Origin of the sequence: Marinisporobacter balticus, from assembly GCF_004345705.1 — a bacterium.
Lineage (GTDB): Bacteria > Bacillota > Clostridia > Peptostreptococcales > Thermotaleaceae > Marinisporobacter > Marinisporobacter balticus.
In genome coordinates this window covers 127785-154317 of record NZ_SLWV01000006.1, presented here as the reverse complement: position 1 = coordinate 154317, position 26533 = coordinate 127785, and the positions used below count along the sequence as shown (strand labels likewise).

The 26533-nt window shown below is 31.6% G+C and carries 21 protein-coding genes and 2 riboswitches; all 21 genes read right to left on the bottom strand.

Annotated elements, in window-relative coordinates:
* Window positions 1–33: 33 nt before the first annotated feature.
* The 21 genes from EV214_RS06845 to rbsK all read right to left on the bottom strand — a co-directional run bounded on the left by EV214_RS06845 (window position 34) and on the right by rbsK (window position 26514).
* Window positions 34–753, bottom strand: a complete 720-nt coding sequence (locus EV214_RS06845; protein WP_132244057.1) for an ABC transporter ATP-binding protein — start codon at window positions 751–753, stop codon at window positions 34–36.
* Window positions 741–1514 carry an ABC transporter permease gene (locus EV214_RS06840; RefSeq protein ID WP_207669637.1) on the bottom strand — a complete coding sequence of 258 codons (774 nt, stop codon included), beginning with the start codon at window positions 1512–1514 and terminating at the stop codon, window positions 741–743. The genes EV214_RS06845 and EV214_RS06840 overlap by 13 nt, the downstream gene beginning before the upstream one ends.
* A 379-nt stretch (window positions 1515–1893) precedes the next feature.
* Window positions 1894–2091 (bottom strand): hypothetical protein, encoded by a 198-nt coding sequence (locus tag EV214_RS06835; protein WP_132244055.1) that lies wholly within the window; start codon window positions 2089–2091, stop codon window positions 1894–1896.
* A gap of 614 nt (window positions 2092–2705) precedes the next feature.
* Complete coding sequence (locus EV214_RS06830) at window positions 2706–8543, bottom strand: S8 family serine peptidase (RefSeq protein ID WP_132244053.1); 5838 nt, start codon at window positions 8541–8543, stop codon at window positions 2706–2708.
* Between the two features lie 1274 nt (window positions 8544–9817).
* A complete protein-coding gene (locus EV214_RS06825) occupies window positions 9818–10351 on the bottom strand; it encodes an ECF transporter S component (protein ID WP_132244051.1) in 534 nt (177 codons plus the stop codon).
* 307 nt (window positions 10352–10658) lie between these two features.
* Window positions 10659–11093 (bottom strand): DUF1893 domain-containing protein, encoded by a 435-nt coding sequence (locus EV214_RS06820; protein WP_132244049.1) that lies wholly within the window; start codon window positions 11091–11093, stop codon window positions 10659–10661.
* Between the two features lie 160 nt (window positions 11094–11253).
* Complete coding sequence (locus EV214_RS06815) at window positions 11254–12813, bottom strand: HD domain-containing phosphohydrolase (RefSeq protein WP_132244047.1); 1560 nt, start codon at window positions 12811–12813, stop codon at window positions 11254–11256.
* A gap of 280 nt (window positions 12814–13093) precedes the next feature.
* Complete coding sequence (locus EV214_RS06810) at window positions 13094–13792, bottom strand: OmpA/MotB family protein (protein WP_132244045.1); 699 nt, start codon at window positions 13790–13792, stop codon at window positions 13094–13096.
* Window positions 13782–14600: a motility protein A gene (locus EV214_RS06805; RefSeq protein ID WP_165916286.1), complete on the bottom strand. Its 819-nt coding sequence runs from the start codon at window positions 14598–14600 to the stop codon at window positions 13782–13784. Before EV214_RS06805 ends, EV214_RS06810 begins: the two co-directional genes overlap by 11 nt.
* A 171-nt stretch (window positions 14601–14771) precedes the next feature.
* Window positions 14772–15797 carry an alpha-hydroxy-acid oxidizing protein gene (locus EV214_RS06800; RefSeq protein ID WP_132244041.1) on the bottom strand — a complete coding sequence of 342 codons (1026 nt, stop codon included), beginning with the start codon at window positions 15795–15797 and terminating at the stop codon, window positions 14772–14774.
* A 487-nt stretch (window positions 15798–16284) separates the two neighbouring features.
* Window positions 16285–17598, bottom strand: coding sequence for a phosphomethylpyrimidine synthase ThiC (gene thiC / locus EV214_RS06795; protein WP_132244039.1), 1314 nt, complete (start codon window positions 17596–17598; stop codon window positions 16285–16287).
* Between the two features lie 202 nt (window positions 17599–17800).
* Window positions 17801–18400 (bottom strand): thiamine phosphate synthase, encoded by a 600-nt coding sequence (locus tag EV214_RS06790; RefSeq protein ID WP_132244037.1) that lies wholly within the window; start codon window positions 18398–18400, stop codon window positions 17801–17803.
* 39 nt (window positions 18401–18439) lie between these two features.
* Window positions 18440–19543 carry a 2-iminoacetate synthase ThiH gene (gene thiH / locus EV214_RS06785; protein ID WP_132244035.1) on the bottom strand — a complete coding sequence of 368 codons (1104 nt, stop codon included), beginning with the start codon at window positions 19541–19543 and terminating at the stop codon, window positions 18440–18442.
* Entirely contained in the window at window positions 19543–20319 is a 777-nt protein-coding gene (locus tag EV214_RS06780) for a thiazole synthase (protein ID WP_132244033.1), read from the bottom strand. The genes thiH and EV214_RS06780 overlap by 1 nt, the downstream gene beginning before the upstream one ends.
* An 11-nt stretch (window positions 20320–20330) precedes the next feature.
* Window positions 20331–21137 carry a sulfur carrier protein ThiS adenylyltransferase ThiF gene (gene thiF / locus EV214_RS06775; protein ID WP_132244031.1) on the bottom strand — a complete coding sequence of 269 codons (807 nt, stop codon included), beginning with the start codon at window positions 21135–21137 and terminating at the stop codon, window positions 20331–20333.
* Between the two features lies 1 nt (window position 21138).
* Window positions 21139–21333 carry a sulfur carrier protein ThiS gene (thiS, locus tag EV214_RS06770; RefSeq protein WP_132244029.1) on the bottom strand — a complete coding sequence of 65 codons (195 nt, stop codon included), beginning with the start codon at window positions 21331–21333 and terminating at the stop codon, window positions 21139–21141.
* A 67-nt stretch (window positions 21334–21400) separates the two neighbouring features.
* Window positions 21401–21509: riboswitch (TPP riboswitch) on the bottom strand.
* A gap of 49 nt (window positions 21510–21558) precedes the next feature.
* Window positions 21559–21657: riboswitch (TPP riboswitch) on the bottom strand.
* Between the two features lie 65 nt (window positions 21658–21722).
* Window positions 21723–22631 (bottom strand): ribose ABC transporter substrate-binding protein RbsB, encoded by a 909-nt coding sequence (gene rbsB / locus EV214_RS06765; protein ID WP_132244027.1) that lies wholly within the window; start codon window positions 22629–22631, stop codon window positions 21723–21725.
* Between the two features lie 97 nt (window positions 22632–22728).
* Window positions 22729–23661: a ribose ABC transporter permease gene (rbsC, locus tag EV214_RS06760; protein WP_132244025.1), complete on the bottom strand. Its 933-nt coding sequence runs from the start codon at window positions 23659–23661 to the stop codon at window positions 22729–22731.
* Window positions 23654–25165, bottom strand: coding sequence for a ribose ABC transporter ATP-binding protein RbsA (gene rbsA, locus EV214_RS06755; protein ID WP_132244023.1), 1512 nt, complete (start codon window positions 25163–25165; stop codon window positions 23654–23656). Before rbsA ends, rbsC begins: the two co-directional genes overlap by 8 nt.
* A gap of 12 nt (window positions 25166–25177) precedes the next feature.
* Window positions 25178–25597 carry a D-ribose pyranase gene (gene rbsD / locus EV214_RS06750; protein ID WP_132244021.1) on the bottom strand — a complete coding sequence of 140 codons (420 nt, stop codon included), beginning with the start codon at window positions 25595–25597 and terminating at the stop codon, window positions 25178–25180.
* A gap of 2 nt (window positions 25598–25599) precedes the next feature.
* Window positions 25600–26514, bottom strand: coding sequence for a ribokinase (gene rbsK / locus EV214_RS06745; RefSeq protein ID WP_132244019.1), 915 nt, complete (start codon window positions 26512–26514; stop codon window positions 25600–25602).
* Between the last annotated feature and the right edge of the window lie 19 nt (window positions 26515–26533).

Genomic DNA, 26533 nt, shown 5'->3' with positions numbered 1-26533 from the left:
CCCTTTTTGTTTGTTATATTTAAAATAAATTACTTACCCTTGCACATCTCTTAAAATAGCATTTAAAATTTCTTCCTTAATATTCAAAAAATCAATATCATTGATTTTTCTTATATACTCTAAATTATTGGATATATCTTTAATCATGCGTCCTTGATCTAATGCAACAATCCTTTGTCCTAAAAAAGTTGCTTCCTCTACATCATGGGTAACAAAAATAATGGTCTTCTTTTCTCTTAAAAAAAGGTCTATGATTTCTTTTTGAAGCTTTCTCCTGTTAAAAGCATCTAATGCACCTAATGGCTCATCCATTAAAATAATATCTGGATTATAACAAAGAGTTCTTCCCAAAGATACTCTTTGTGCCATTCCACCTGATATTTGCGATGGATATGCATCCTTAAATGAATACAAATCTAACAGTTTTAAATATTTTTCTACTAAATATTTTTGTTCATGGTTTCTTTCTAGCAATGAAAATTGCATATTTTCTTCAACCGTCAACCAAGGCATCAATCTTGGCTCTTGAAAAACAATCCCTATGTTTTTGCAATTCGTCGTAATTTCTCCATATGTTTTTTCTTCTAATCCACACAGAATTTTTAGAAGCGTCGTCTTCCCACAACCACTTTTACCCACAATTGTTACAAAGGTTCCTTCATTAATTGATAAATTTATATTGTCTAGCGCAGTAATTTCTTTATTGTGTATATGAAATTTCTTGGATAGATTTCTTATCACTAGCTGAGCCAATTTTCCCCACCTCTTTGTTCCTGTTTTTCCCAATGTAAAAACCAATTTGTACATTTAAATAAAATATAATCCATCGTAGAACCAAGTATCCCAATAGTAAAAATCCCCACAATAATAATATCTGGTCTTGATAATTGTTCTGCATCTAAAATCATATACCCTAGTCCCGATGAAGCTGCAATAATTTCTGCACCAATTAAAGCCCTCCAGCTATATCCAAATCCTAATCTAGCACCTACCATAATAGATGGTATTGCCTGTGGAAAAATAATCTTTATATAAATATGAAATTTACTAAATCCAAATACTTTTCCAACTTCAATAAGCTTTTGATCACAACACATAATCCCACTTAATGTATTTAAAAATATTGGAAAAAATGTAGCCAATATAATGACCGCAAGCTTAGACATTTCTCCAATACCAAACCACAAGATCAACACAGGAATTAATGCCATAGGTGGAATATGTCTCATAAAATCTAAAATTCTTTCTAATAATTCTAGTAGATTTTTACTGAAAGACAATGAAATGGCTAATAAAAAAGCAAATATAAATGAAATCGTAAAACCTAACAAGGCTCTATATAAACTTACCGTTACATGCTTGAATAAAATCCCTTTTTTAAAAAGAATTACAAAAGCATTTACTACCTTCATAGGGTGGGGAATAATATAAGCATTCCACAAACCTAATTCTGAACCTCTCCACCATATGCAAAAAATAATTGCTGGTACAATAAATCCTTTAACTTTTTTCATAAAACACCTCATTAATAAAATTAAACACAAAAAACTCTCCTTAAAAGATAAGGAAAGTTATAAAGTCATAGTATTAATATATACTCACTTTCTCACCTTTTGCTCAGAAAAATCCTTGCAATTAGACTTTCAAAATCACAGATCCTCCTCATGAATAAAATCCATCAGTCAGATTATATGCATACAATAATAAAATCTTTTTCTTTATTATAGTTTATATTAAAAATATAAAAATTTCAATAGGTACTAGACAGTCAAAACTTATATTTTCTTAGGAACCGAGCAAATCCTCATAATCCAAAGGCTCTACATGAATATTTTCAGATTTTGTTCTTAAAAAGTGTATAGGAATTCTTGATATATTCATATCGAAAGAAAATTAAAGTGGTAAAATTTGTAATAACCCTATAACAATGGCACTCATTAGGACATAACCTTCTATAGATTTTACTGTTGCCAAAACCAGGCCTTTATCTTTTTGTGATATTATTTCCTCAATAGGCTGTTCTTCATCTTTCTTTAAATATCTTTTTAGTTTTGGCATTGACTTAGGACCAAAATTGATAACTAAATCCATCTATAATCTGTTTCAGTTCTCTGAAAGTACCTTTAATTTTGAAGCGATAAGCATAAAGTTTTATCATACTTGTTGACTCTAAATCAAGAAGACATTTTCACTTTTGTAACAAGATGCATGAGGGTACTTTCATCCATCTCTAATCATTTCTACCACCTGACTACCTTTTCTGTTTCATGCGCATCCCAAGGACGTATAATTCGGATACCATCATGGATTTTTAAAGAAAGTGCAATGCAGAAAAGTTTTTTACACAATGCATCCATTGATTAAGCATCGACTGTAGTTACCAAGATGTTGACCGAAAGAAATGTATCATAGTGGTATATATTTTTTGTGAAATGTCTAAATCACGAATTACGGAAGTAATACCTAAAGTATCTGTACGAATTATAAATCCAATGACAATAACTACAAACCAGTTGAAGCTTGCCTGTCTAGTATATTAGATGGAGAGATTGTAGAATATAATCAGATATTTGAGAATCCTAGGGATTTAAGAACAAAGGAATATATAGAAGATATATTTGGATAACGGATATAAGTTTATATAGAGACCACTGAAAAAGTACCATTTTATTACTTTTTCAGTGGTCTTTGAGAAAGGATTCTTTTTAATCAATAAATTCTAAAAAATTTAATAAACGATAGATCATAATACTTGTTTCTGCACGTGTAGCACTCGCCTGTGGTGCAAATTCATTCTCATTTCTTCCTTTGGCTATTCCTGTTTTAACCATTGTAGAAATAGCTTTCTTAGACCAATCACTCATAGAAGGTTGATCATTAAAGATTTTAAGCGTTCTATCTAAGTCATAGTTTTGATAATCTTTTCCTGTTAAAGCAATAGCTTTTTGAATGATAACAGCCATTTCTTGTCTAGTGATGGCCTTATTTGGTTTAAATGATTGATCTTTATAGCCACTTATTAGACCATAGTAGGCTCCAGTAGATACTGTATCTTTATACCAATCATTTGATGCTATATCCTTAAATTGAACTGTATTTTTATGTGTATTTAAGCCTAATGATTTGACTAATAATGTGATAAACTCTGCACGAGTGATATTTTTATCTGGATCAAAATGATTTTCTGATACACCATTTATGATAAATTTAGATGCTAGGGTTTCTATTTCTCTTTTTGCCCAATGATTTTGTACGTCATCAAAGGTTTTACTGCTTTTAACAACGATATAAAAGCTGTTAGAAGGAGATTTTAGAGTGGCTACTAATTTTCCATCAACTTCTTTAAATATTGTTGGAACAAAGCTATATTCTTTTGTAATAGGGTTATACCGTACACCTGTAGCTTTGTTTTTATCAATAGCATTATAATCTAATAAGATGGTTCTTTTTACATAGTTTTTACCAAAATCATGTACTGTAATAGTTTTCCCATTTTCCCCTTTTACTTCAATAGTAAAGTTTATTGGTTTGCTTAATGATTTTACATGAGCATTCGGGAATATTTCATTCATTTCTTTTTCTGTCTTTGCATCTATTGTACTGATATTTACACTTAAGTTTTCTACATTTGAACCTAATTGTTTTTCTATTTCATCAAAGTTGATTGCAGAAGCAGGTAATTGATAACCTGCACTTTGAGATTGAATATCAAAAGTAATAACTGTATTAGATTTTACTAAGTCCTTTAAAGCATTACCAGCTAACTTGATTTCAATATCTTTTTTATTGGACATATTTAATATAACTTTTTCTAAGTTCTTATTGTTTTTAAGATCTTGAAGTTTCTTTTCTTCAATAGAAATTACAGTTTTATCTCCAATTTCCTTTGCTTTTGTTTCTTTTAAAAGATCTATATTTTTCTCGTTAGGAATAGACTTATTATTTGGAGAACCTCCACCTGAACTCCCAGATGAATTTCCTCCACTAGAAGAACTATTATTAATTGTAAACAATCCTTTATCTTTTCCAGTAAAGGTAGATCCATTAGGATTTCCTGCATATGCAAGTTCTACACGATATTGACCATTTCCTAGGCTTATTAAGGATTCATCAAAATTATGGTAATAACGTGGTTTGGATTCATTGTATAAAAGTTGTTCATTTCCATTTGATTCTTTCTTGTATAGTCTTATATATGGATATACAAGATTTGCATTATCTTTTTGTTCATGTTGGATGATATAGTCAGATTTTTTATCATAAGTAGCTGTAAAGATACCTTTATTTGAAAGACTATATAGCGTAGTTTTGGTATTTGAATTTCTCTTATCTACATCAAACCATTCATGATCGGGACTAATTCTTGTGCTTAAAAGCCTGTTGTTATACTCATCAAGCACTGCTGAGTAACCATTTATGTTTTCTGTACTTTTATAAGTATTTTTTTCTAGTTCAATGACTGGTTTTAAGTTTCCACCAACTTGTAATTCATAGGATTTACCAGCTTCTAGATTAGTACTTCCTTCTTTTTGGAATAAATAGTTCCATATATATGAAGGTTTTTCAGGATCACTAAGCCCTAAAACAATATTGATACTATTATAATCTATATCTGTTGGAATATAGAATATACTTCCTTGACTTTCTTCGATTTTGAATGTTTGGTTATAATCACTATATGGAAGCAATGCTGCCCCTTTCCATTTTTTAAAGCCATCTGTAGTTGGTTTTAATACAAGTTTTGCTGTTTTAGAAATATCAAATGTAATATTTTTATCTTCATTTACATTTACATCTTTTTCAACAACATAGTAATTTGTATAATCCCCATTATCATCTGCATGAGAGATATACTGTCCATCAAGGCTATAGGTTCCTTCTTCTACCCATACATGATTTTTAAATATAGGCATACGAATTGGTAGATTTTTATGATTTTCTAGACGATAAATTAAATTGTTTCCTTTACTTATATGATCTACAGTTTTACCATTTGATTTAAGATCATTTAAATCGACTTGTCTAATTTTTATATCTTTTAGATGAATTTCTTTATCTAAATCTTCAAGATTTGTAAATGGTCTAAATAAATATAAGTATCGATCATCTCCTAAAGTATATCTGAATACTGCTAGGTTCCCATTTTCTTTTTTAGATAGCTTGATAGTAGAATCAAGAGCTACTGTCCCAAAATATCCTTCATTTTGATATTTATTACCCCAAGCACCATAAACTTGCTCCCAATGTTCCTTAGACGTATTAATGGAAGCACTGCTTGTAGCATCAACTTCTCCATCCTCCATAGGATTATTTTGTTTTAATGAAGCACTACTTATAGCATCTATATCATCTTTTAAGCTATATATATATATATAAGGAACTGTTAAATGTGTATCTGGGTTTACATGAGTTGTGATGCAATTCTCATCATAAGTAATAATTTTATGAAGATTATCATCATAAAGTCTTGCGATTAGTTTTTTAGCTAAATTTCCATCTGTTAAAGGATTTTTATCCAAGGATAGCTGAAGTTCATAATCGCCAACCTTACCATCAAGACTCATAATATCCCAAAATGCAAATTCAAAGAATGTTGAACTTTTTTCACCGTCTGGAGAATAGTCAGGGGTATCTTTAAAGTATTCCCAATACATAGGATATTCATAATTTCCAGTTTGTTTATTAATAACTCTGAATCTAGGCTGTAATACATCTTCAGATTGAATTTTACTCATATCTTCTTTTTTCATAATACCATTTTTCCCTAATGAACCTCTGCTGATTTTGCATACAAAATTTCCATAACTGTCTGCAAATCTATTCAATGTTTGAAAAAGTTCATATCCAATTGGAAATTTCACGATAGTTGTACCATCTTCTTTAAATATTTTAATTTTATCTTTGTTATAGATCTTATTTGCTTCAAGCACGTGATCCTCTACTGCTTCATAACTTAAATCAAAATTAGCAATATTGATTTTTCCGCCTGCTGATATATTTACTGTTTTATTTTCTGGAATTTCAATCCCTTTTTTACCGCTGTCAAAAGTATAAATCCAGTTTTGGCCTCCATTTAGATCCTCTACTTCTGCATCTACTTTATACCTATATGTATCACTAGATACATATACATTTTCTCCACCGAGTTTTATTCCTAAAGAGGCATTTGTCTTCTCGTTGTAAAGATATACCATACCTGCTTTTACTTTATTTTCATTATTTGTTATTAAATTAATTTGTCCTGTCTTTTGCCCATCAAATATCATTGTCATTTTCTCTTGATGTTTTTTTATATCCTTTGCCCATTTTGTTAAGAAATAAGTGTCCCCATTGATGTTGCTATATGAGAAGAAGTCATAAGAACCTTGATCTATAAATATAATGGGTGATTTTTGCTTATTATTATTTAGCTCATTGGTTGTACCAATATTCACACCATTTTTATCTACTGCTGTTGCATAATAAGCCACATCTGTAATTTCTAACTCAGTTTTATCTAAAGTTTTAAATTGTACGGGTTGAGTATTTTTACCTGTGATCGTAAATTTCCCAGGACCTGTTAATGTTTTGTTGTAGATAAATAAACTTGTTCCCTTTGGCATGTCCTTATAGTCAAATCCACCTTGTATGATGACATGTACACTACTTAAATCTTGTCCTAATGTACCAGGGATTCTTACGATTCCTAGATGATTGGTTCTTCCTGTAAAAATTCTATCATAATCATATTCTTCATGTTCTGTATCTTTTATATACACATTTACATGGGAATTGATTGCAGGGTTTCCATCTGGATCTTTGACTTCTAATAACATTCCATTTGTAACTTCATTCACTATCTTAATAGGGATAATATCTTCTCCTTTTTTTACATTATCCTTATAAGCTACTGCAATAAGTTGATAAGTACCATTTTTTTGAGTTGTTGTATCCCATTTTGAAGTGTATCTGTTCACTTTAGGATTTTTTATTTCTGAGATTATATTTTTTTTACTTACTTTGTCTAAATAAAAAACCACTTTATTTATTTCATCATAATCCCTTAAAACGCTAGCAGTTAAAGTTACTTCATCTCTTAAATAATCATTTCTTTTTAAGTTTTGAATTTTGATGTATCTACCAACTCCTCCATTTTGGTCTAATGTAGTATACATATTTAATTTACCATAACCACTTTTTTCATCCCAGCCTACATCTTCTAAATCGTAAGCGGATTGTATTAAAACTTCCTTGATTTCTTCTGGTGTTGATTTAGGATGTGTTAATTTATAAACACCAGCTACTCCTGCTGCATAGGGGCAAGAAAATGACGTACCATTAAATTTAGCATAATATCCATCTTTTTCATTTCCAAATTCAGCTTCGCTTTCTATAGAAGTAGAATAAATTTGTACCCCTGGTGCCATGATATCTAATACTTCACCAAAGTTCGAGAAGTCAGCAATACTATCATCTACTCCTATAGCACCTACTGTTAATACCCCAGGATATGCTGCAGGATAAAAATCACTTCCATCTTCTCCATCATTTCCAGCAGCAGCAACAACTAAAATACCTTTGTCTTGTGCATATTTAACGGCGTTTGCCATTGTTTGACTATAGCCTTTTCCGCCAAGACTTAAGCTGATAATATCTGCCCCTTCATCTGCTGCATAGCGAATACCTTCAGATATTTCAAAAACATCTCCTTCGCCATCATCATTCATAACCTTTACAGCAAGAACTTTTACATCCAATTCTCCTGCAAGTCCTGCTATACCAAGACCATTATTATATAAAGCACTAATAATTCCAGATGCAAAAGTACCATGGCCATTATCATCCATAATCCCATAATCGATTGGGTATTTGCTTCCATTTTTCTTTTCTTTTACAAAATTTTCTCCTTGTATGATTCTTCCTTCTAAATCTGGATGCATATAATCAACACCTGTATCTAATACAGCAACAACTGCACAACCTTTAACTTTCCCAAGCTGTTGCCAAGTTTTTTCAGCTTGAATATCTTTTAGTGCCCATTGTTGATCAAAATATTTATCAATATATACTCTTTCAGAAACTGTTACATCTTCAGAAGTTTTATTAATTGTTATTTGATGATATACAGCACTACTTACAGATTGATTGCTTGTCTCCTCAGAAGAGAGTGCATTTTTACAAATTCTGTATTTTATGTTTGGTTCGATGTATTCAATTTCGCCATCGTTACTGAATCTTTTAATTGCCTCAGCAACACTCTCACCCTTTTTTAGCTTATAAAGCATAGGTTGTATTTCTTTGTAAGTATTAGATTTACTTTTGAATAGATTATTTAAAGCACTGTGCTTTTTTACGGTTCCAGGTTTGTATTTGATAATGATTTCTCCATCAAAGGCTTTATTTATTCGATATTGTTCACAAATTTGTTCATCATCTTGTGAAAGATTGTGAATTTCATTCGCATGTGCTACTACAGGATTAAACCCAGAAAATAAGGTGACAAAGCACATAGCAAATATTAAAATAAAGCTTAAGTTTTTCTTGTAGATTTTGTGATTGTTCATTTGTAAACCTCCGTTTTTTTATAGTAGATGTAAATAGATGATACTTTTTGTTAAATAATATTGATAATCAATATCAGTAGGCCTCTTTATATATAATATTCCCAATTATTTTTGTTGTCAACATATATTTGACGAATTATATCAAATTTTGAAATTTAATACTATATATAGATTACTCATACAATGAGATATGAATTTTATTTTAACGCACCTTTCGCAGGACGAAAAAGTCAGTCTCTCCTTGAAGAAAACAGGTAAGCTAGCAATAAAGTAGTACATAAATTAATTAATTTGTTCTTTTATAAGAAATAATTTTTCATGCAAAGCTTCTTTCAACAAATCCAATAAAATCTGCATAGATGATGCAAAGTAAATATCTTCTAGCTCCTCGCAACAATAATAATAAATATTACCTAATGTTCGGAAATCAGTATTTTTCGTTGTTCTAAATTCAGCATGATATATCTGATAAAGACAATCGTTGTACGAGCAACCATAGCATCATATGAACGACATTGAAATTCTTTTGCAAGAGACAAAAATGCAAGATGTCCCTTTTAGTTTTGACACATTTAACTGCCTCAAAAACGAACTAATTTTATTTTCTTTGAAGAAAAGTTCGAACGTAGATTTTAATTACTTTTCATTATTTGTAAAATCTGGTATAATCGAAGTCATCGAGAACAGTCTTTTCTTTTGGAGTTGATTTATGGTGATTCAATTATATCCGAAAAGGCTATGTTCTTGTTTTTCATTGCAGAAAAATGCTGCTTATTCTAGGAATAGGATTCCTTTTTAAACTGCGAAAGTTGAGTAACGAATAGTACGTATGGCTACCTTTTTTCCTTCGTTTATATCCAAATTTTTTCTTAAAAGTAAATTTTAACATGAATTGAAATATCTATACACAACCTTATTCGTAATCACATGCAACTATCTCCTTATTGTTTCAGCATAATCGGAATATTTTATCATATTTCCTATAATATGAATGTTATATGTGCATTACATATTTATTTATATATCTCATCACCTATTCTGCTCTTCATTATTTCATTTTCAAAAATCATTATTCGTGTTTTGTATGATATTGCAAAATCCTCTAAATCATCAGCAAAGTAGCACATTGAAGATTGAGATGATGATTCTACTTCACCTAAATTTAAATTTGATGTTAGTCGCTTAGTATATCTATCAAAAATGAGAGTCTTACAAAAAGATAAAAAAAAAAAAGAGTCAAGTAATCATACTCAACTCTAGCATTATCTATTTAACTATCCTTCTATCCATTCATTTCTTATTATGCCTTTTAATCCATATATTACAGCTGGAATGATTATTAATTGGACGCCTATTCCAGGAAGTCCTGTAACGATTCCACCCTTTATAAAAAGAATTGGATTCATTTTTAGGCCAAAAAACTGTGCAAAAAAGAATACGACTACACCCGCTATAATCCTTCCAGCGCCCATGCATATGATGAGTGTAGGCATAACAGGTAACTTCATTTTTCTCGTAGCCAACGAAGCTATAAGTCCATAGGTTCCTAACTCAAATGCCATAATAACAGCCATTGGAAACATAACCGGCATCCCTGTAATTCCTCCACTAATAAGAGGCGTAAGTACCCCCAAAGCGAAAGCTAAATAAGGCGATAATATAAATCCCCCTATTAAAACAGGTATGTGCATAGGCAAAAATACTTTTCCCATCATTCCTGCACTATGAAAAAACATCGGTAATAAAATCCCCATAGCAAGCAATAACCCACTTAATATTAAATTCTTTGTTTTTAATCTTTGATCCATTATAATTCCTCCTCATAAAAATAACCATGAAAGTTTCCTACTTGGAAAATACCTTCATGGTTTTATTTTTTATTCTATTTTGTTCTCTTCAAAGTTTATGATTAAACATTAAAGGATCATAATTAATTTATATGATATGAATCATAATCCTCATCATATAAATAAAAAACAGTATTTTTTATTTTAACCTATACATAATCTATTGAGAATTCGCTCTCAAATCAATGATTTCTATATCATTGTATTTATATACATATTTTTTATGAATTTGAAATGCAAAGCCTTTTATTTATATGTGTGATAAACATTATTTATTCTCATTCTTTATATTTTCTAAGAAGTTTTGAATTCTTTTTAATAAAAGAGCGGGGTTGTCTGTATCCTGTGATAGTTTTTCTACTGGACACATATCTGTCTTGTCTCTATTTTTTATATAGGGAAATTTTTCTTCGTACTTAAATAGGATATTACTATTTTCTAGTACTTCCACAGCCCCTTCAGAAACAATCTTTGTATGTAGTTCTTTGATATTCCCATATTTACACAGCATGGCAGCAGCTCTTCCGATTACTCGATCCGCGACACTTGCACCATCAAGTTTTTCTTTCATAGTCGCTATGACTGTATACATAGGCTTAATTCCTTTATCTTTACTAGAAAATATTACTTTTTCCGCTTTGACAATGACCAAAGTGAGTGCGCTCTTTTCTAACATTTCCTTCGCTAATTCAATATCCTTCATGTACTCAACTCCTAAATAATTCCTTGCTTTTATAGCATATCAAATTTTAAAAATAATAACAATACATTTTTTTATTTTACTTTGCTTACAATAAATCTCAATTTCATTTTTCCATTTATGTAAATATTTACAAATATAAATGTTATACCCTATTAAAGCTCTATAAATCAGTTTCCTCATATAATTTATAGATTATTCCTTCAAACGCTTCTACAAGCGCAGCATCAAAATGGGTTCCACTTCCCTCTATGATGATTTCCATCGCTTCTTTTATAGGCATTTCTTTTCTATATGCTCTGTTACTAGTAAGTGCATCAAATACATCCGCTATAGCTAAAATCCTTGCGCCAAGCGGGATATCTTTACCACATAAGCCATCCGGATACCCCTTACCATCATATTTCTCATGATGATATTTTATAATATATTTAATATGTTTAAACATATGGGAAGCATCTAATATTTTATAACCCAACGCTGGATGTTTCTTAATGATTTCATATTCTTCATCTGTTAGTTTTCCAGGTTTATTGAGTATTGTATCTGACACAGCAATTTTTCCAATATCATGAACCAATGCTGCATTAGTCAAGTCATCTAATGATTCATAACCCACAACTTTCCCAAGATGCGTAGCATAAAAGGCAACGCGATCTGAATGACCTTTTGTATATGCATCTTTTATCTCTAATGAAGTTGCTAAAGCTTTCACCGATTCTAAATAATTATTTTCTTGGGCTAGAATCCTTGTTTCTATTTCTTCTGAAAGACGATTTACACTTTTTGCAAGTTCAATCATTTCATGAGACCCTTTTTCTTCTAATCGGTTTTTATAATTTCCTTGGGCAATCGCATTAATCTGTGTAATACTTTTTTGTATTTTATTCATACTTTTATTGATAAAAAACATAGCTATTCCTGCAAGAACAGTTGAATAAAGTATGACTGTTAGTATAATTTCTTTGAAAACTAAATATTTCAAATGATCAAAATTAGATATGTCATAGCTTACTTTGATCCAAGTCAAATTGTTTCCATCTCTATCTTTAACAGGATGATAAACCACCATATAATTATTATGATAAGAAAAATCATTTGATTGGGAATGGTTTTTTACCATATTGATTTTTTCTCCATGATCTAAAGTTAAATATCCTGATAATTTCATCAGAAACTTTTCATTGATTGCTCTCCCTAAGAGTAATATGCCATTTGTCTTTGTTTCATCCTTTGCCGTCCTAATAGGAGCAGCAACAATTTCATACACATTATTCCTAATCTTTATGTATTCTTTGTTCATAATCTTTCCACTTCGCGCCTTTTTATAGGCATTTGTAACAATCAAATCATCTTTAGAAATATTTTCTCCATATAACGCATTGTAGGTACCATCATTCTTTTGCAAAAATACCAAATCTATTTGAAAATTAGGTTGTTCATATAAATAGGCTGTAATATTCTCTTTAATCCAAGGTATATTTTCTTCTTCTAAGTTATAAAATGCATCATCCCAACATGTATTATCATATACTCTATTCTCTAATTCTTGGGAAGTTTCAAGGAGGTAATTATTCATTACTTTGATTCTAGAGTGCGCATATAACTCAAGTATTTTTTCTCTTGATCTTTCTATAATCACATTTGTTTGTAAGGTAATTGTTAGTACAGTAACAACTATTGAAAAACAAACCAATAAAATAATTTTTGTTTTCATTTTCATATAACAAATCCCTCCTGTACATTTTATGAAATTTTATTATTATTTTAAATGTTCATTATTATTTAAAATATTTCTTATTACCATACAATTCTACATTTTTTCGCATTTTCCTGCATATCTTTTAAACGCTCTTCTCCTATTGTTCCCTATAATTTTTCATGCATATGTAAATATTACTATTATTATCCACGTAAAAACCCACACGTTACTGCTATTATTGAAATTTGTTTAAAAATATATAATATACGAAGTAGAAAAACTGTCGCTTTTGCGACAGTTTTTAGTTTAAAATAGTAATCTCAATCCTTCGATTATTCGCACGTCCTTCAGATGTATCATTACTATCAATCGAATTGCGTTCACCAAAACCACTAACAGATATACGCTTTTCATCTACAGCCTTATCTTCTGTAAAAAATTTCACTACTTGAATGGCTCGTGACACAGATAATTCCCAGTTAGATGGGAACTCTTTCGTATGAATCGGTACATTGTCTGTAAATCCCTCTACAACAATATCATTATCTATGGTTTTTAATTTATCTCCTATCTGATTTAATACATTATATCCTGCTTCTGATAAATCTGCTTTTCCACTATTAAATAAAACACTATCTTTAAAACGAATAAGAAGCCCCTTTTCATTTTGGACAATCTTTACTTGGCTAAATAAATTGTTTTCTCTTAAAAAAGTAATAAAATCTTCTTCCGATGTATTTACATCCGTTTCTATGTTTTTAAGATCAAACAATTTAGCTGCTAAGGATGCTTTTTCTCCTTTTAGTTTTTCATTCTCAGATGTTAATGTGCTTACCTCTGTTGAAAGAACATCTTTTATTTCAGAGAGCACACTCATTTCTTTTGATGTCATAGTAAAAAAAATAATAAAAAAGCATAAAACAATAGTAATCATATCGCTATAAGTAATCAGCCAATTGGTAGATAAATCCATGTCCTGTTTTTCTTCATCATACTTCATCGCTTTCCCTATTCCTTTCACCGATTTTTTTGCGAGGATATACTAGTCGTGCATCTTCTTTTAACATCACATTCATTTTATCAAAAACGTTTCTAGCCGTATCATTTTGGGAAATAAGTAAAATTCCTTCTGTTATTATACTATATTGTAAAATATTTTCATCAATATATTCTTTTAATCTTCCCATAAGAGGAACTGCGATAAAATTTGCAATTAAACTTCCGTACAAGGTACTTACTAGTGCTGACGCCATATTGTTCATAATTAAATCGGTTTGATGAATATTTGAAAGAAGTCCTACTAGACCAAGTAAGGTTCCTATCAGTCCAAACGATGGGGATATATGTGCAATCATTTTCAGTACATTATGCGCTCTATATAAATTACTACGTCTTGACGCAATGTCTTTTTCTAAAATATCTCGCATAGCCTCAGGTTTTTTATAATCATTTAATAGAATCATGGCATCTCTTAAAAATGTATGCTCTTCTTCTTCTATATCAGATTGAATAGATAACACACCCTCTCTTTTTACTTTGATACTTAGTTCATGAACCTTATAAATCATGGTTGTGTAGTCAATTTTATGAAAAAAGCTTAGCTTTATCATCTTTATCGTACCAATTAGGGTATCAAAAGAAAAACTGATAATGACAGACAAGAAAATTCCAGCTACAATAATTTCTAGTGCTGTCAGATTTAAAAAAGCTTTTAATGAGATACTTCCAACGATAGAATGAACGAGCAACATAATAAGTAGAATAATAATAGCTAATTTGACTTTTTTATTTTGAAAATTTAATTTCATCATATGCCTCCAAAATGTAGTTTTTGTCTATTCTAAGATGATTTTATCATAATTTTTTAGTGTTTGGATACATATTTAGATAATTTCAAGCACATTATTACATAAAACATTGATTGAAATACCAAATAAAAGTAACAAATTCATGTTTTGATTACTTATAGAAAAAACCGTCTATATAGACGGTCTAAAAATAATATCTTGATTAATTTCTTTTAAGTTATTACATCCTGTCATAATCATGCCTTCTACTAACTCTTTACCAATTTTCTCTGTATATAAAGCAACCCCTTCTGATCCTCCTCCATAAGCCGCAACTGCATAAGGTCTTCCTATTAAAACAGCGTCCGCACCTAAAGCAAGTACTTTTAGAACATCTAGCCCATTTCTTATACCACCATCAATAAATATCTTCATTCGTCCTTTGACTGCTGCTACAATTTGAGGAAGTACCTCAACTGTCGCAAGTGTGTGGTCTAATACCCGTCCTCCATGATTTGAAACAACTATACCATGAGCTCCTGCTTCCATAGCTTTCCGTGCACCTTTTACAGTCATAATTCCTTTTATTATAAATGGAAGTTTTGTCGCATCAATAATCTCCTTTAAATCATCTACAGACTTTGGACTAACAGGTTTTCCAGCTTGTGCTAATATGGCTAGTCCTGCTGCATCTATATCCATTGCTACAGCGACTACATTTTTTTCTTCAGCGCTCCTAAGTCTTTTAAGTACTTCTTCTTTCTTCCAAGGTTTTATGGTTGGAATCCCCACACTATCATTTTCTTCAATGGCTCTTAAAGGATCCATAAAATATTCATCTTTTACCCCATCACCTGTAAAACCAATTGTACCTGCCTGTTTGCATCCCGCTACAATCGCTTTTGAATATTCATAATCTGTCAATTTTTCACCATAACAAGGAATCAATCCCCCAATAGGTGCTGCAAAGATTGGATACTTGAATCTTTTTCCAAATATTTCTATAGATGAATCTACTTTCGATGCCTCATAGAGCGTGTCCATATTTAATTTTATTTCTTTTAATTGATCCACATTCCTTATAAAAGCTGAACCTGATCCTTTTCCGCCAACACCAGGGATTTCACCTTTACATACTTTTCCGTTACATTCTGGGCAAACTTTGCACTTAAAATCAGAAATTCTTTTTGCATTTTCTAATATATCTCTGTAATTCATATCTATCCCTCCCATTAAAAACTCTTTTATTCTATGATTTTAACTTTTCATTTATATTTTATCATAAATCAATAAAAAATTCGCTCTCCCATACCGTATTCACTCGCTACATAAACTTTACCGTTATGCATATATTTTTTTCTCTATCCTTAACTGCAACCCTGATGCTTCCACCTGCATCTGTAAATTTCACCGCATTAGAAAGGTGATTTAAAAATGTTTTTCATAGATAGATTCTTCTAATATGTTCACATTAACTTTTTATATAAAACGATATATTATGTTATTTTCTAATTTACTGTAACTTCCTTTCAAATGCGATAGCAATTTATTATAATTATATATATTCTTTGTTAAATATAGATAAAAAAACCTATAGTGTAGACACTTTTGAAAATGTCTTTCCTATAGGTTATATTATAAAACGACCTAAGTTTTATTATAAAAAATATTATTTTATGATTTTCTATTGTTCTTCAAAAAAAATTTAGTCATCCTCTCTTAACATGTTAAGGTCTTTTCCTTCCATTATTTTGTTCATATTTCGCATAGAACACATTTTTCCACACATCGTACAGCTATCTTCATGGGCTGGTATAGATTCTTTTCTATATCTAATTGCTTTTTCAGGATCAATAGCCAATTCAAACATTTTTGGCCAGTCTAACTGCTGTCTTGCTTTGCTCATAGCATCATCCCATTGTTTTGCGCCTTTAATATTTTTCCCTAAATCTCCAGCATGGGCAGCAATTCTTGTAGCGATAATGCCTTCTTTCATATCTTCTAAATTTGGTAATCTTAAATGCTCTGCTGGTGTAACATAACATAGAAAGTCTACGCCATGACTTGCAGCGAGTGCACCACCAATAGCACTCGTAATGTGGTCATATCCCGGTGCTACATCTGTAACAATGGGTCCTAATACATAAAATGGCGCCCCATGACAAAGTTTTTTCTCAATGAGTACATTTGCAGGTATTTCATTGATTGCCATATGCCCAGGTCCTTCGATCATTACCTGTACATTTCGCTCCCATGCTCTTAACGTTAACTCTCCTAATATCATTAACTCTTGAATTTGACTTGCGTCGGTAGCATCATTGATGCTTCCAGGTCTACATGCATCTCCAAGACTTAATGTTAAATCATATTTTTCACAGATATCTAATAATTGATCATAATACTCAAAAAATGGATTTTCCTTATTATTTAATTCCATCCATGCATAAAGTAATGACCCACCCCTTGAAACAATATTCGTAAGCCTTTTATTTCTTTTAAAGACCTCAGCCGTTTGTCTATTGAGTCCTGCATGGATTGTCACAAAGTCTACCCCATCTTCTGCATGCTTTTCTACTACCTTTAAAAATTCTTCTGCCGTAATATCTTTTAGCTCCTTATCATAAAAACCTACTGCATCATACATAGGAACTGTACCAATCATTGCAGGAGAAATTTCTACAGTTCTTTTTCTGAATTCTTCCGTTTTTCCATAAGAGCTTAAATCCATAATCGCTTCCGCTTTCATCTCAAGGGCTACTTTTACTTTTTCTAACTCTTTCTCTACATCACAGCAGTCTTTTGAAATTCCTAAATTTACATTAATCTTTGTTCTTAATCCCTCTCCTACCCCTTCTGGATCTAATGATTTATGGTTTTTGTTCGCAGGAATAATCACTTTTCCTTCTTCAATAAGATTTCTTAAAATTACTACATCCATATTTTCCTTCTTTGCTACGATTTCCATTTCCTTTGTGATGATCCCTTTCTTGGCAGCATCCATTTGTGTTGTATACGTCATTTTTATCATTCTCCTTTTTTATAAAAAATTCGCATGTAGCTAATCGCATATGCTTATTTCGCCAACGAAAATTTAAAGAATCCTCTTTGAATTTTCCGTTGCTCAAAGTGCTTAGAAACTATTTCAGCTCCTAGTTATTCACATTCTAAGAAATCTATACTCTCCTAAAAAATAAAATATTCTTTTAAATTTTCAAAATTTATCATAAGGCTGTACATATCTTGTTTTTAAATTTATTTGCTACGCTATAAGGGTCGTCAGCACACATAATAGCCGACATAACAGCAATACCTTCTACCCCTACACCAAAAACTTCTTCAACATTTTCTAGCTTTATACCGCCTAAAGCAATAACAGGAATATTTACATATACTTTAATTTCTTTAATAAAATCAATGCCTCTAGGTTCTAATCCTTTCTTACAAGCTGTCTCAAATATATGACTTGCAAGTAAATAACGCGCTCCATTTTTTTCTGCTAAAATAGCTTCTTCTACACTATGCACAGAAACACCTAAAAATCCATTCCAATCAGGCTTCTCTGTCATCAAGTCATGAAACCCTACATGATATCCATCAGCCTTTATATCTTTTGCCACCGCTAGATTTCCATTGATTATCAAGTAAGTATTTTTTCCTTCAATCTTTTCTTTTATTTCTTCAGCTATTTTATATAATTCATCATATCCTAAATCCTTTTCTCGTAAAATAATCGCATCTACACCACCTGCTACTGCTTTTTCAATTATTTGAAGTAGTGTATCTTTTTTTATTATTTTTCTATTAGTAATCAAAAATAACATTCAGTCATCCTCTCTTAATATTTCTTTCGATTTCTTTTCCTATATATGCATCCAATCCTTAAATACAGGTTGGTATCCATTTGCTAAAATAACTTCTTTCATTTCGTCTACATTTCTACTATCAGATATTTCAAACTGTCCTTCTCCCTTATCCTCAGAACTATGTCCTCCAACTTCTGTACTTACTCCTGCTGATATCTTCGTGATCCCTAATGCAATTAAATGATCTCTAAATTTTGCGCTTTCTCTTGTAGATAAGTTAATCCCTAAGTATGGCAAAAATATTCTTAAAGCAAGCATATACTGAACCAAGTTTTTATCACTTACAGGATATACATCCTCAAACACCCCTGCATGAGGTCTTATCCGAGGTGGAGATACACCAATACATACATCTGGATATTTATTTTGAAGATAATTTGCATGAATGCCCGTAAAAAAAGCTTCTCTTCTCCATTCATTTAATCCTAAAAGTGCCCCAATATTTACATTTCTCATCTTTGCCTTACAGCCACGCTCTGGTGCATTCAATCTATAGTTGTAATTTTTTTTAGGTCCTGAAATATGCACATGATCATAAATTACTTCATCATATACCTCTTGATATACAGTAAGACCATCTACCCCTGCATCTATCATCTTTCTATATTCTTCTTCAGCTAATGGATAGATTTCTATCCCAATAGAATCAAAATATTTCTTGAGTACTTTCACTGCTTCTACAATATAATCTACTGGTGTATCTTTTGGAGATTCTCCAGTTAAAATCAATATATGTCTAAGTCCTGTAGAGGAAATCGCAATGGCTTCCTTTTCAATTTCATCTAAGGTTAATTGCTTTCTTTTTATACTATTTTGAATGTTATACCCACAATAAGCACATTGATTGATACAATAATTCGCTAAATACATAGGTGTAAATAATAGTATAGCCTTTCCAAAATGCTGCAAGGAAAGCTTCTGTGCTTTTTGTGCCATCTCTTCTAGAAAATTCTCTGCACTTGGAGATAGTAATGCTAAAAATTCATATGGATCTATTCTATTCTTGTTTAAAATTCTTTTTATATCTGATTCAGTAACCTGCTCAAAGAAATGATCAAAATCAAAGGTTTTATAATTTATATATTGGTCGTAAAAGCTCACTATATCTCACCTTCATTCAAAAATCCTGTAAGAGGAGAAGAAGCCTGAGCATATTCTTTTTCAGGTCCTAATTTCGAAAGATAAGCAAGTCTTCCAGCCTTAACTGCAAGTGAAAAGGCTTTCGCCATGTTAATCGGATCATTTGAAGTAGCAATAGCTGTATTTACTAAAACTGCGTCAGCCCCCATTTCCATAGCTTCAGCTGCCTCTGATGGTCTTCCTATTCCTGCATCAACAATAATAGGTAGATCTATTTCATCAATAAGAATCTGTATAAGTTCCTTTGTCCTTATTCCTCTATTTGTTCCTATGGGTGCACCTAGTGGCATTACTGCAGCCGCACCAGCTTCTACCAACCGCTTTGCACTCATTAAGTCAGGACTCATATAAGGAAGTACAACGAAGCCTTCCTTTGCTAAAATCTCTGTTGCTTTTATCGTTTCATGATTATCTGGAAGTAGGTATTTATTATCTGATATGACTTCAATCTTCACCCAATTTCCACATCCCATAGCCCTTGCAAGTCTTGCAATTCTAACAGCTTCTTCTGTATTTCTTGCACCAGAAGTATTTGGAAGTAATACAATATCCTTATGGATATATTCAAGTATATTTTCTTCCTTCGCCCCAAGATCTACTCTTCTTACAGCCATAGTAACAACCTGTGTTTCAGAACTTTTAATTACATCTGGTATTATTTGTTTTCTCGCGAATTTCCCTGTGCCAAGGAGTAACCTGCTTTTTAACGTAACTCCTCCAATCATTAATTCATCCATCACATCATCTCCTAAATTTCATATTCTTCTAAAATAATTCTAAGCACTGTATTTGCTTGATGGTTTGCAGCAATTGCAACTCTTGGTGCCATAAGTCCACATCCTAAAGCTGCTTCTGAAGTATCATCTCCAACTAAATAGAATTTATCTAATTTTCTCTTTGTTTGAATGGTATTATTAGAAAAATAACCAGCCATTCCCGAAGCTGCAACGATATATTTCTCAGGAAATTTTGATAATAGGGTATTCACTAAATTTGCTTTACATTTTGGATCATCAAAAGCCTCTACCACAATATCCGCCTCTTTAAAACAATCTTCAATATTGCTTTCATCAAGATATAAATCTTTACGCTCAACTTCTACAAATGGATTAATATTTTTTAATACATCTGCCAATGCTTCAGTTTTCTTCATCCCTATATGCTTTATAAAATACTGCTGTCTATTTAAATTGCTTGGTTCAACAACATCGAAATCTACTAATAGTAATTTCCCGATTCCAATTCTAGCAAGAGATATAGCAACATTTGATCCAAGTCCTCCAAGTCCTGCAATTCCTACACATGCTTTTTTTACCCTTTCATGTACACCAGGGGTATGCCTAGAAACAAGCGAAGCTTCTAACTCCTCTTCATTTGGAATTTCTCCTCTTATGATCAATGTAATTCTGTCATTTTCCTTTAACTCTACATCCTCTCTTATAATAAACCCGTTTACAACTACAATATCTGCATCCTTTTTCACAAAATCTCTTACCTCAAATGCTGTATCTTTTTCATTCACAATAACATTTTTTTCATTTATAAATATTTTCAAATCAACCGCCTCCAACAAAACTTACGATTTCTACTTTATCACTTTGATCTAATACATATTCTTTATATTCTTCTTTTGAAATGATTTTAAAATTTACTTCTGCAACTACTTTTTCTTCAGCTAAGCCTAGTTTTTTTAACATTTCACTGATTGTAATTTTAGTTTCAAAATCCATTTCTTTTCCATTTATAATCAAGTTTCTTTCTCCTTTCTTGTCATCGCTCTAATAAAAAAAGTGCAAATTCATAGAGAATTTGCACTTTAAAAGTATAAGCATCATTCCCTACGTTGGCATTATCCAAATCAGGTTATAAAGGTCAGAGATCACATCTCTTTCTCAGCCCATCTATATGAGCTCCCCAAAATTTATGAAATTTTCCATTCAAAAAAGCTTACCCTAGGGTAAGCTTTAAAATCAATGAATCTAATCTTCTTGCTTCCCTACATCAGTATTAACTGTATCAGGTTTAAAGGGTTAGGATTTTTCCTTCTCAGCCAAAAGGCACCCCTAGCAAAACTATTTAATTAATTTCATTGTAATCCAATATGATACATTTGTAAAGTTTTATCCTGAATTTTTTCGTATTATTCTGTAACTAATTTTAGATCAACAGGAATAAATTTCTCAGCAGTTTCTCCTTTCAAAACCTTGTCTGCCGTTTCGACACCAAGAGAACCAATCATATCTGGCTGTTGTGCAACTGTAGCTGCTAATTTTCCTTCTTTCACTGATGCCACAGCATCATCTGTAGCATCAAAACCAACAACCATGATTTCTCTGTTTGTTCCTTCTATAGCTTTTAAAGCTCCTAATGCCATTTCATCGTTATGTGCAAAAACAGCATTAATTTCTGGTTGTGCTTGTAAGATATTCTCCATAACTGTTAGTCCTTCAGTTCTGTTAAAGTTCGCTGTTTGCTTTGCTACAACTTCTATCTCCGTACCTTTTAATGCTTCATTAAATCCTGCTCCTCTATCTACTGTAGCAGAAGCCCCAGGGATTCCTTCTAATTCGATAACTTTTCCTTTTTTAGCTAATTTTTCAACTACATATTCTCCTGCCATTTTTCCACCTGCTACATTATCTGAAGCAATATGAGATACCACTTCTCCACTGTTTGCTCCTCGATCTAGTGTAAGTACAGGAATTTTTGCATCATTTGCTAATTTAATGGCATTTCCTACTGTATCAGAGTTAGTTGGATTGATTAATATTACAGAAACACCTCTTGTAATTAAATCTTCCATATTTGAAAGTTCTTTTGATGGATCATCTTGTGAATCTAATACAACTACTTCATAACCTAATTCTTTTGCTTTCGCTTCAGCACCTTCTTTTAAAGTTACAAAGAAAGGATTGTTTAGCGTAGATAAAACAAGACCTATTTTTTGTGTTTCATCCTTTGCTTCTTGTACTTTTTCTTGTGTGCCACAGCCTACTAATAACCCCATTAATAAAATAGCTACCATAAGAATTGATAAACCTTTTTTCATTTTTTTTCCTCCCATTTTTTAAATTTTTATTTCTTTTATCTGTAGATGTATGATGTTAGATCTTTATTTTCACACATCTATCATTCACTAAAAAAACTTACTTCTCTTTTCGATCTGCTAATACAGCAATTAAGATCACTGCTCCTTTTGCAATCATTTGATAATAAGAGCTAACATCTAATAAATTAAGGGCATTACTTAAAATACCAATGATCAGTGCTCCTATAATTGTCCCTAGTATACTTCCTGCTCCTCCTGCAAGACTTGTTCCTCCTAATACAACAGCAGCAATTGCATCTAATTCGTATCCTGCCCCTGCATTTGGATTTGCAGATGAAAGCCTTGCTGTAATCACTACCCCAGCTAGTGCTGCAAGCATCCCACTGATTGCATATACAGATAATTTTATTTTTGATACATTTAGTCCTGAAAGCTTTGAAGCTTCTTCATTTCCTCCTAGTGCATAAACATATCTTCCAATTCTTGTTTGCGTTAATACATAATAAGCAATCATAAATACCAAAACCATTAAATATACTGGGATAGGAATTCCTAGAAAATAACCTGCCCCAATCTTTGAAAAAACTTCAGAAGCTTTATCACTTCCTAGTGTAATAGGTTTTCCATTTGTAAAAACTAATGTTGCGCCTCGCAGTACTGTCATCGTAACAAGTGTTGCAATAAAAGGTTGTACTTTTCCTTTGCTAATAATTATCCCACTAAACAAACCTACTAATGCTCCTATAGCCAAAGCGATGGTCACTGCTAAAAATACACTCATTCCAGCTGATATGAAATATGCGCATACTGCTCCACAAAATGCTAAAGTTGATCCTACTGAAAGATCTATCCCTCCTGTTAATATAACAAATGTCATTCCTGCTGCAATAATGGAATTGATAGAAGTTTGCCTTAATACATTTAATATATTTGAAACGGTTAAAAACCTAGGACTTAGAACAGAAACGATCAACGAAAAAACAATAAGTCCAATAATTGATTTAAATTTCATGAGTAATTTTTTATTCATCCTTATACGAAACCTCCTTTATGCCCACTGCACATTTCATAATCTTTTCTTGCGAAGCATCCGTTCTATCAAGTTCTCCTGTAATTCTTCCTTGATGCATTACCAATATTCTATCGCTCATTCCTAATATTTCTGGCATTTCTGAAGAAATCATAATAATGCTCATTCCTGTTTGTTTAAATTTGTTTATAAGATCATAGATTTCTTTTTTTGCTCCTACATCGACCCCTCTTGTTGGCTCATCTAATATTAAAATCTTTGGATTTGTCATAAGCCCTTTTGCAATAGAAACCTTCTGTTGATTCCCTCCACTTAAGTTTTTAATCTTTTGACGCTCAGTTGGCGTTTTGATTGCCATTTGGGCAATATAATTTTTTACAGCTTTCTTTTCTTTTGTTCTATTAATTTTAAATATTGGACTTTCAAAATCTTTTAATGAGGATATACTCATATTTTCCTTTACAGAAAGTCCTAAAATTAATCCTTGTCCTTTTCGATCTTCTGATACATAAGCAATGCCTTCTTTTAAAGCATTTTGTGTTGACTTTATATTTACCTCTTTTCCATCTATATAAACCTTTCCGCTATCTTTGCGCAAAGCACCATATATGCTTTTTGCAAGTTCTGTTCTTCCAGAACCCATAAGCCCTGATATTCCAAGAATTTCACCTTTTCTTAATAAAAAACTTATATCCTTTACATATTCATTCGATAAATTTTTTACTTCTAAAGCTACATCACCTTTTTCAACAACAACACTTGGAAATTGTTCCGTAAGTTTTCTTCCAACCATCATTTCTATGAGCTGATCCTCATTTAAAGTTTTCACTTGCGCTTCTCCAATGAATTTTCCATCTCTTAAAACCGTTACATCATCACAAACTTGAAAAATTTCTTCTAATCTATGAGATATATAAACGATGCTCTTCTGTTGTGCTCTCAATTCATGAATCACATGAAAAAGGCTTTCCGTTTCTTTTTTTGTTAAAGCATCTGTTGGTTCATCCATAATAATAATTTTTGCATTTAAAGATAGCGCTTTTGCAATTTCAACCATCTGCTGCTCTCCAATGCTCAAGCTCGCAACCAATTCTTTAGGACTTTTATCTACCTTAAGTTTTTTAAGGAGAACTTCTGAATCCTTATAAAGCTTTGTCCAATCTATCTTTTTGAAAGCATTTACAGGTTCTCGTCCTAAGAAAATGTTTTCCCCAATTGTCAAGTGAGGAATTAAATTTAACTCTTGATGAATAATAGAAATTCCCTCTTCTTGCGCATCTTTTGGTCCCTTAATATCAACTTTTTTTCCTTCATAGATGATTTCACCATCATCCTTTTGGTAAACACCACTTAATATTTTCATGAGCGTAGATTTTCCAGCTCCATTTTCACCTAAAAGAGCCATTACCCGTCCTTTATGAATCTTAAAGTCAACATGATCTAAAGCCTTAACTCCAGGAAATTCTTTGGTAATCGCCTTCATTTCAAAAATAGGTTGTTTCATTCCTATCACTCCTTAAAATACAACGCCAGATTTTAAAATGATATTCGCATAAGGTGTAAACTCTCCTGTTCTAACAACACACATAGATTTTTTTGTAACCTCTTTGAATGCTTCATGTTCTACCTCAACAATTTTAATGTTCATGTTTTCCTCTTTTTCCAATTCTTCAATCTTTTTCATTAACTTTTCATAAAGTACTAGACTCACTGTTTTCATTTCTCTAGCAATTATTACTTCTTCTACCCTAAGTTCCTCAAGAATTGTTTCTAATGTATCTAAAAAAGAAGGCATTCCTTTTTTTAATGCCAAATCGATTCTCTTTGTTTCTTTAGGTATAGGAAGGCCACTATCTGCAATGGTTAGCATATCTGTATGTCCCATTTTTGAGATGATATAAGATATTTCAGAATTTATTAAATTTGTCTTTTTCAAAGCTACTCCTCCTCAAATGCTCCTACTTCTTCTAAATATGGCAATGAACTTTGGGCACCTTTCTTTGTTACAGTAAGGGCCCCTACTTTTGAAGCAAATACTATCGCTTCGTCAATTTCTTTACCCTCTGCGAGATAAGTAACCACGCCACCTATAAAACTATCTCCTGCTGCTGTTGTATCTACTGCATTTACTTTTTTTGCTTGAAATTTCTTTACACATTTCTTGTCTATATAAAGTGATCCTTTTTCTCCCATTGTAATAATTAGCGATTTTACACCTTTTTCTATAAGCTTTTTCGAAGCATGTAGAAAATCTTCTTCCTCTTTTATTTCTATTTGGGTTAATATTTCAAGTTCTGTTTCGTTTGGAATCAATAAATCTATATTTTTAATCATTTCTTCATCTAAACTTTTCGCTGGCGCAGGATTTAAAACCGTATATTTCTCCAATTCTTTTGCTCTTTGTAGCCCATATTTTACTGTTTCTAGTGGTATTTCTAACTGAAATACGACCATTTTTGATTTTTCTATAACTTCTATATTGTTTTCTATATCTTCTTTGCATACTTTAAAGTTTGCCCCAGGAATAACAACAATCGCATTATCCCCTTCACCATTTACCGTGATCATTGCAACACCTGTAGGCGTATTCTCTTCTATTTTTAGACCATCTGTATTGATTTTATCCTTTTTCAATGCACTTAAAAGGGTCTTTCCAAATCCATCGTCTCCTATTTTCCCAATCATATTTACTTTTCCGCCAAGCCTTGCAATGGCTACTGCTTGATTGGCACCTTTTCCTCCTGGTATTTCTTTAAAATCTGAACCAATAACCGTTTCTCCTACCTTAGGCATATTTTCTACATTTGTAACTAAGTCCATATTGATACTTCCAATAACCGTAATATCTCCCATAACACTTTCCTCCTTCCAA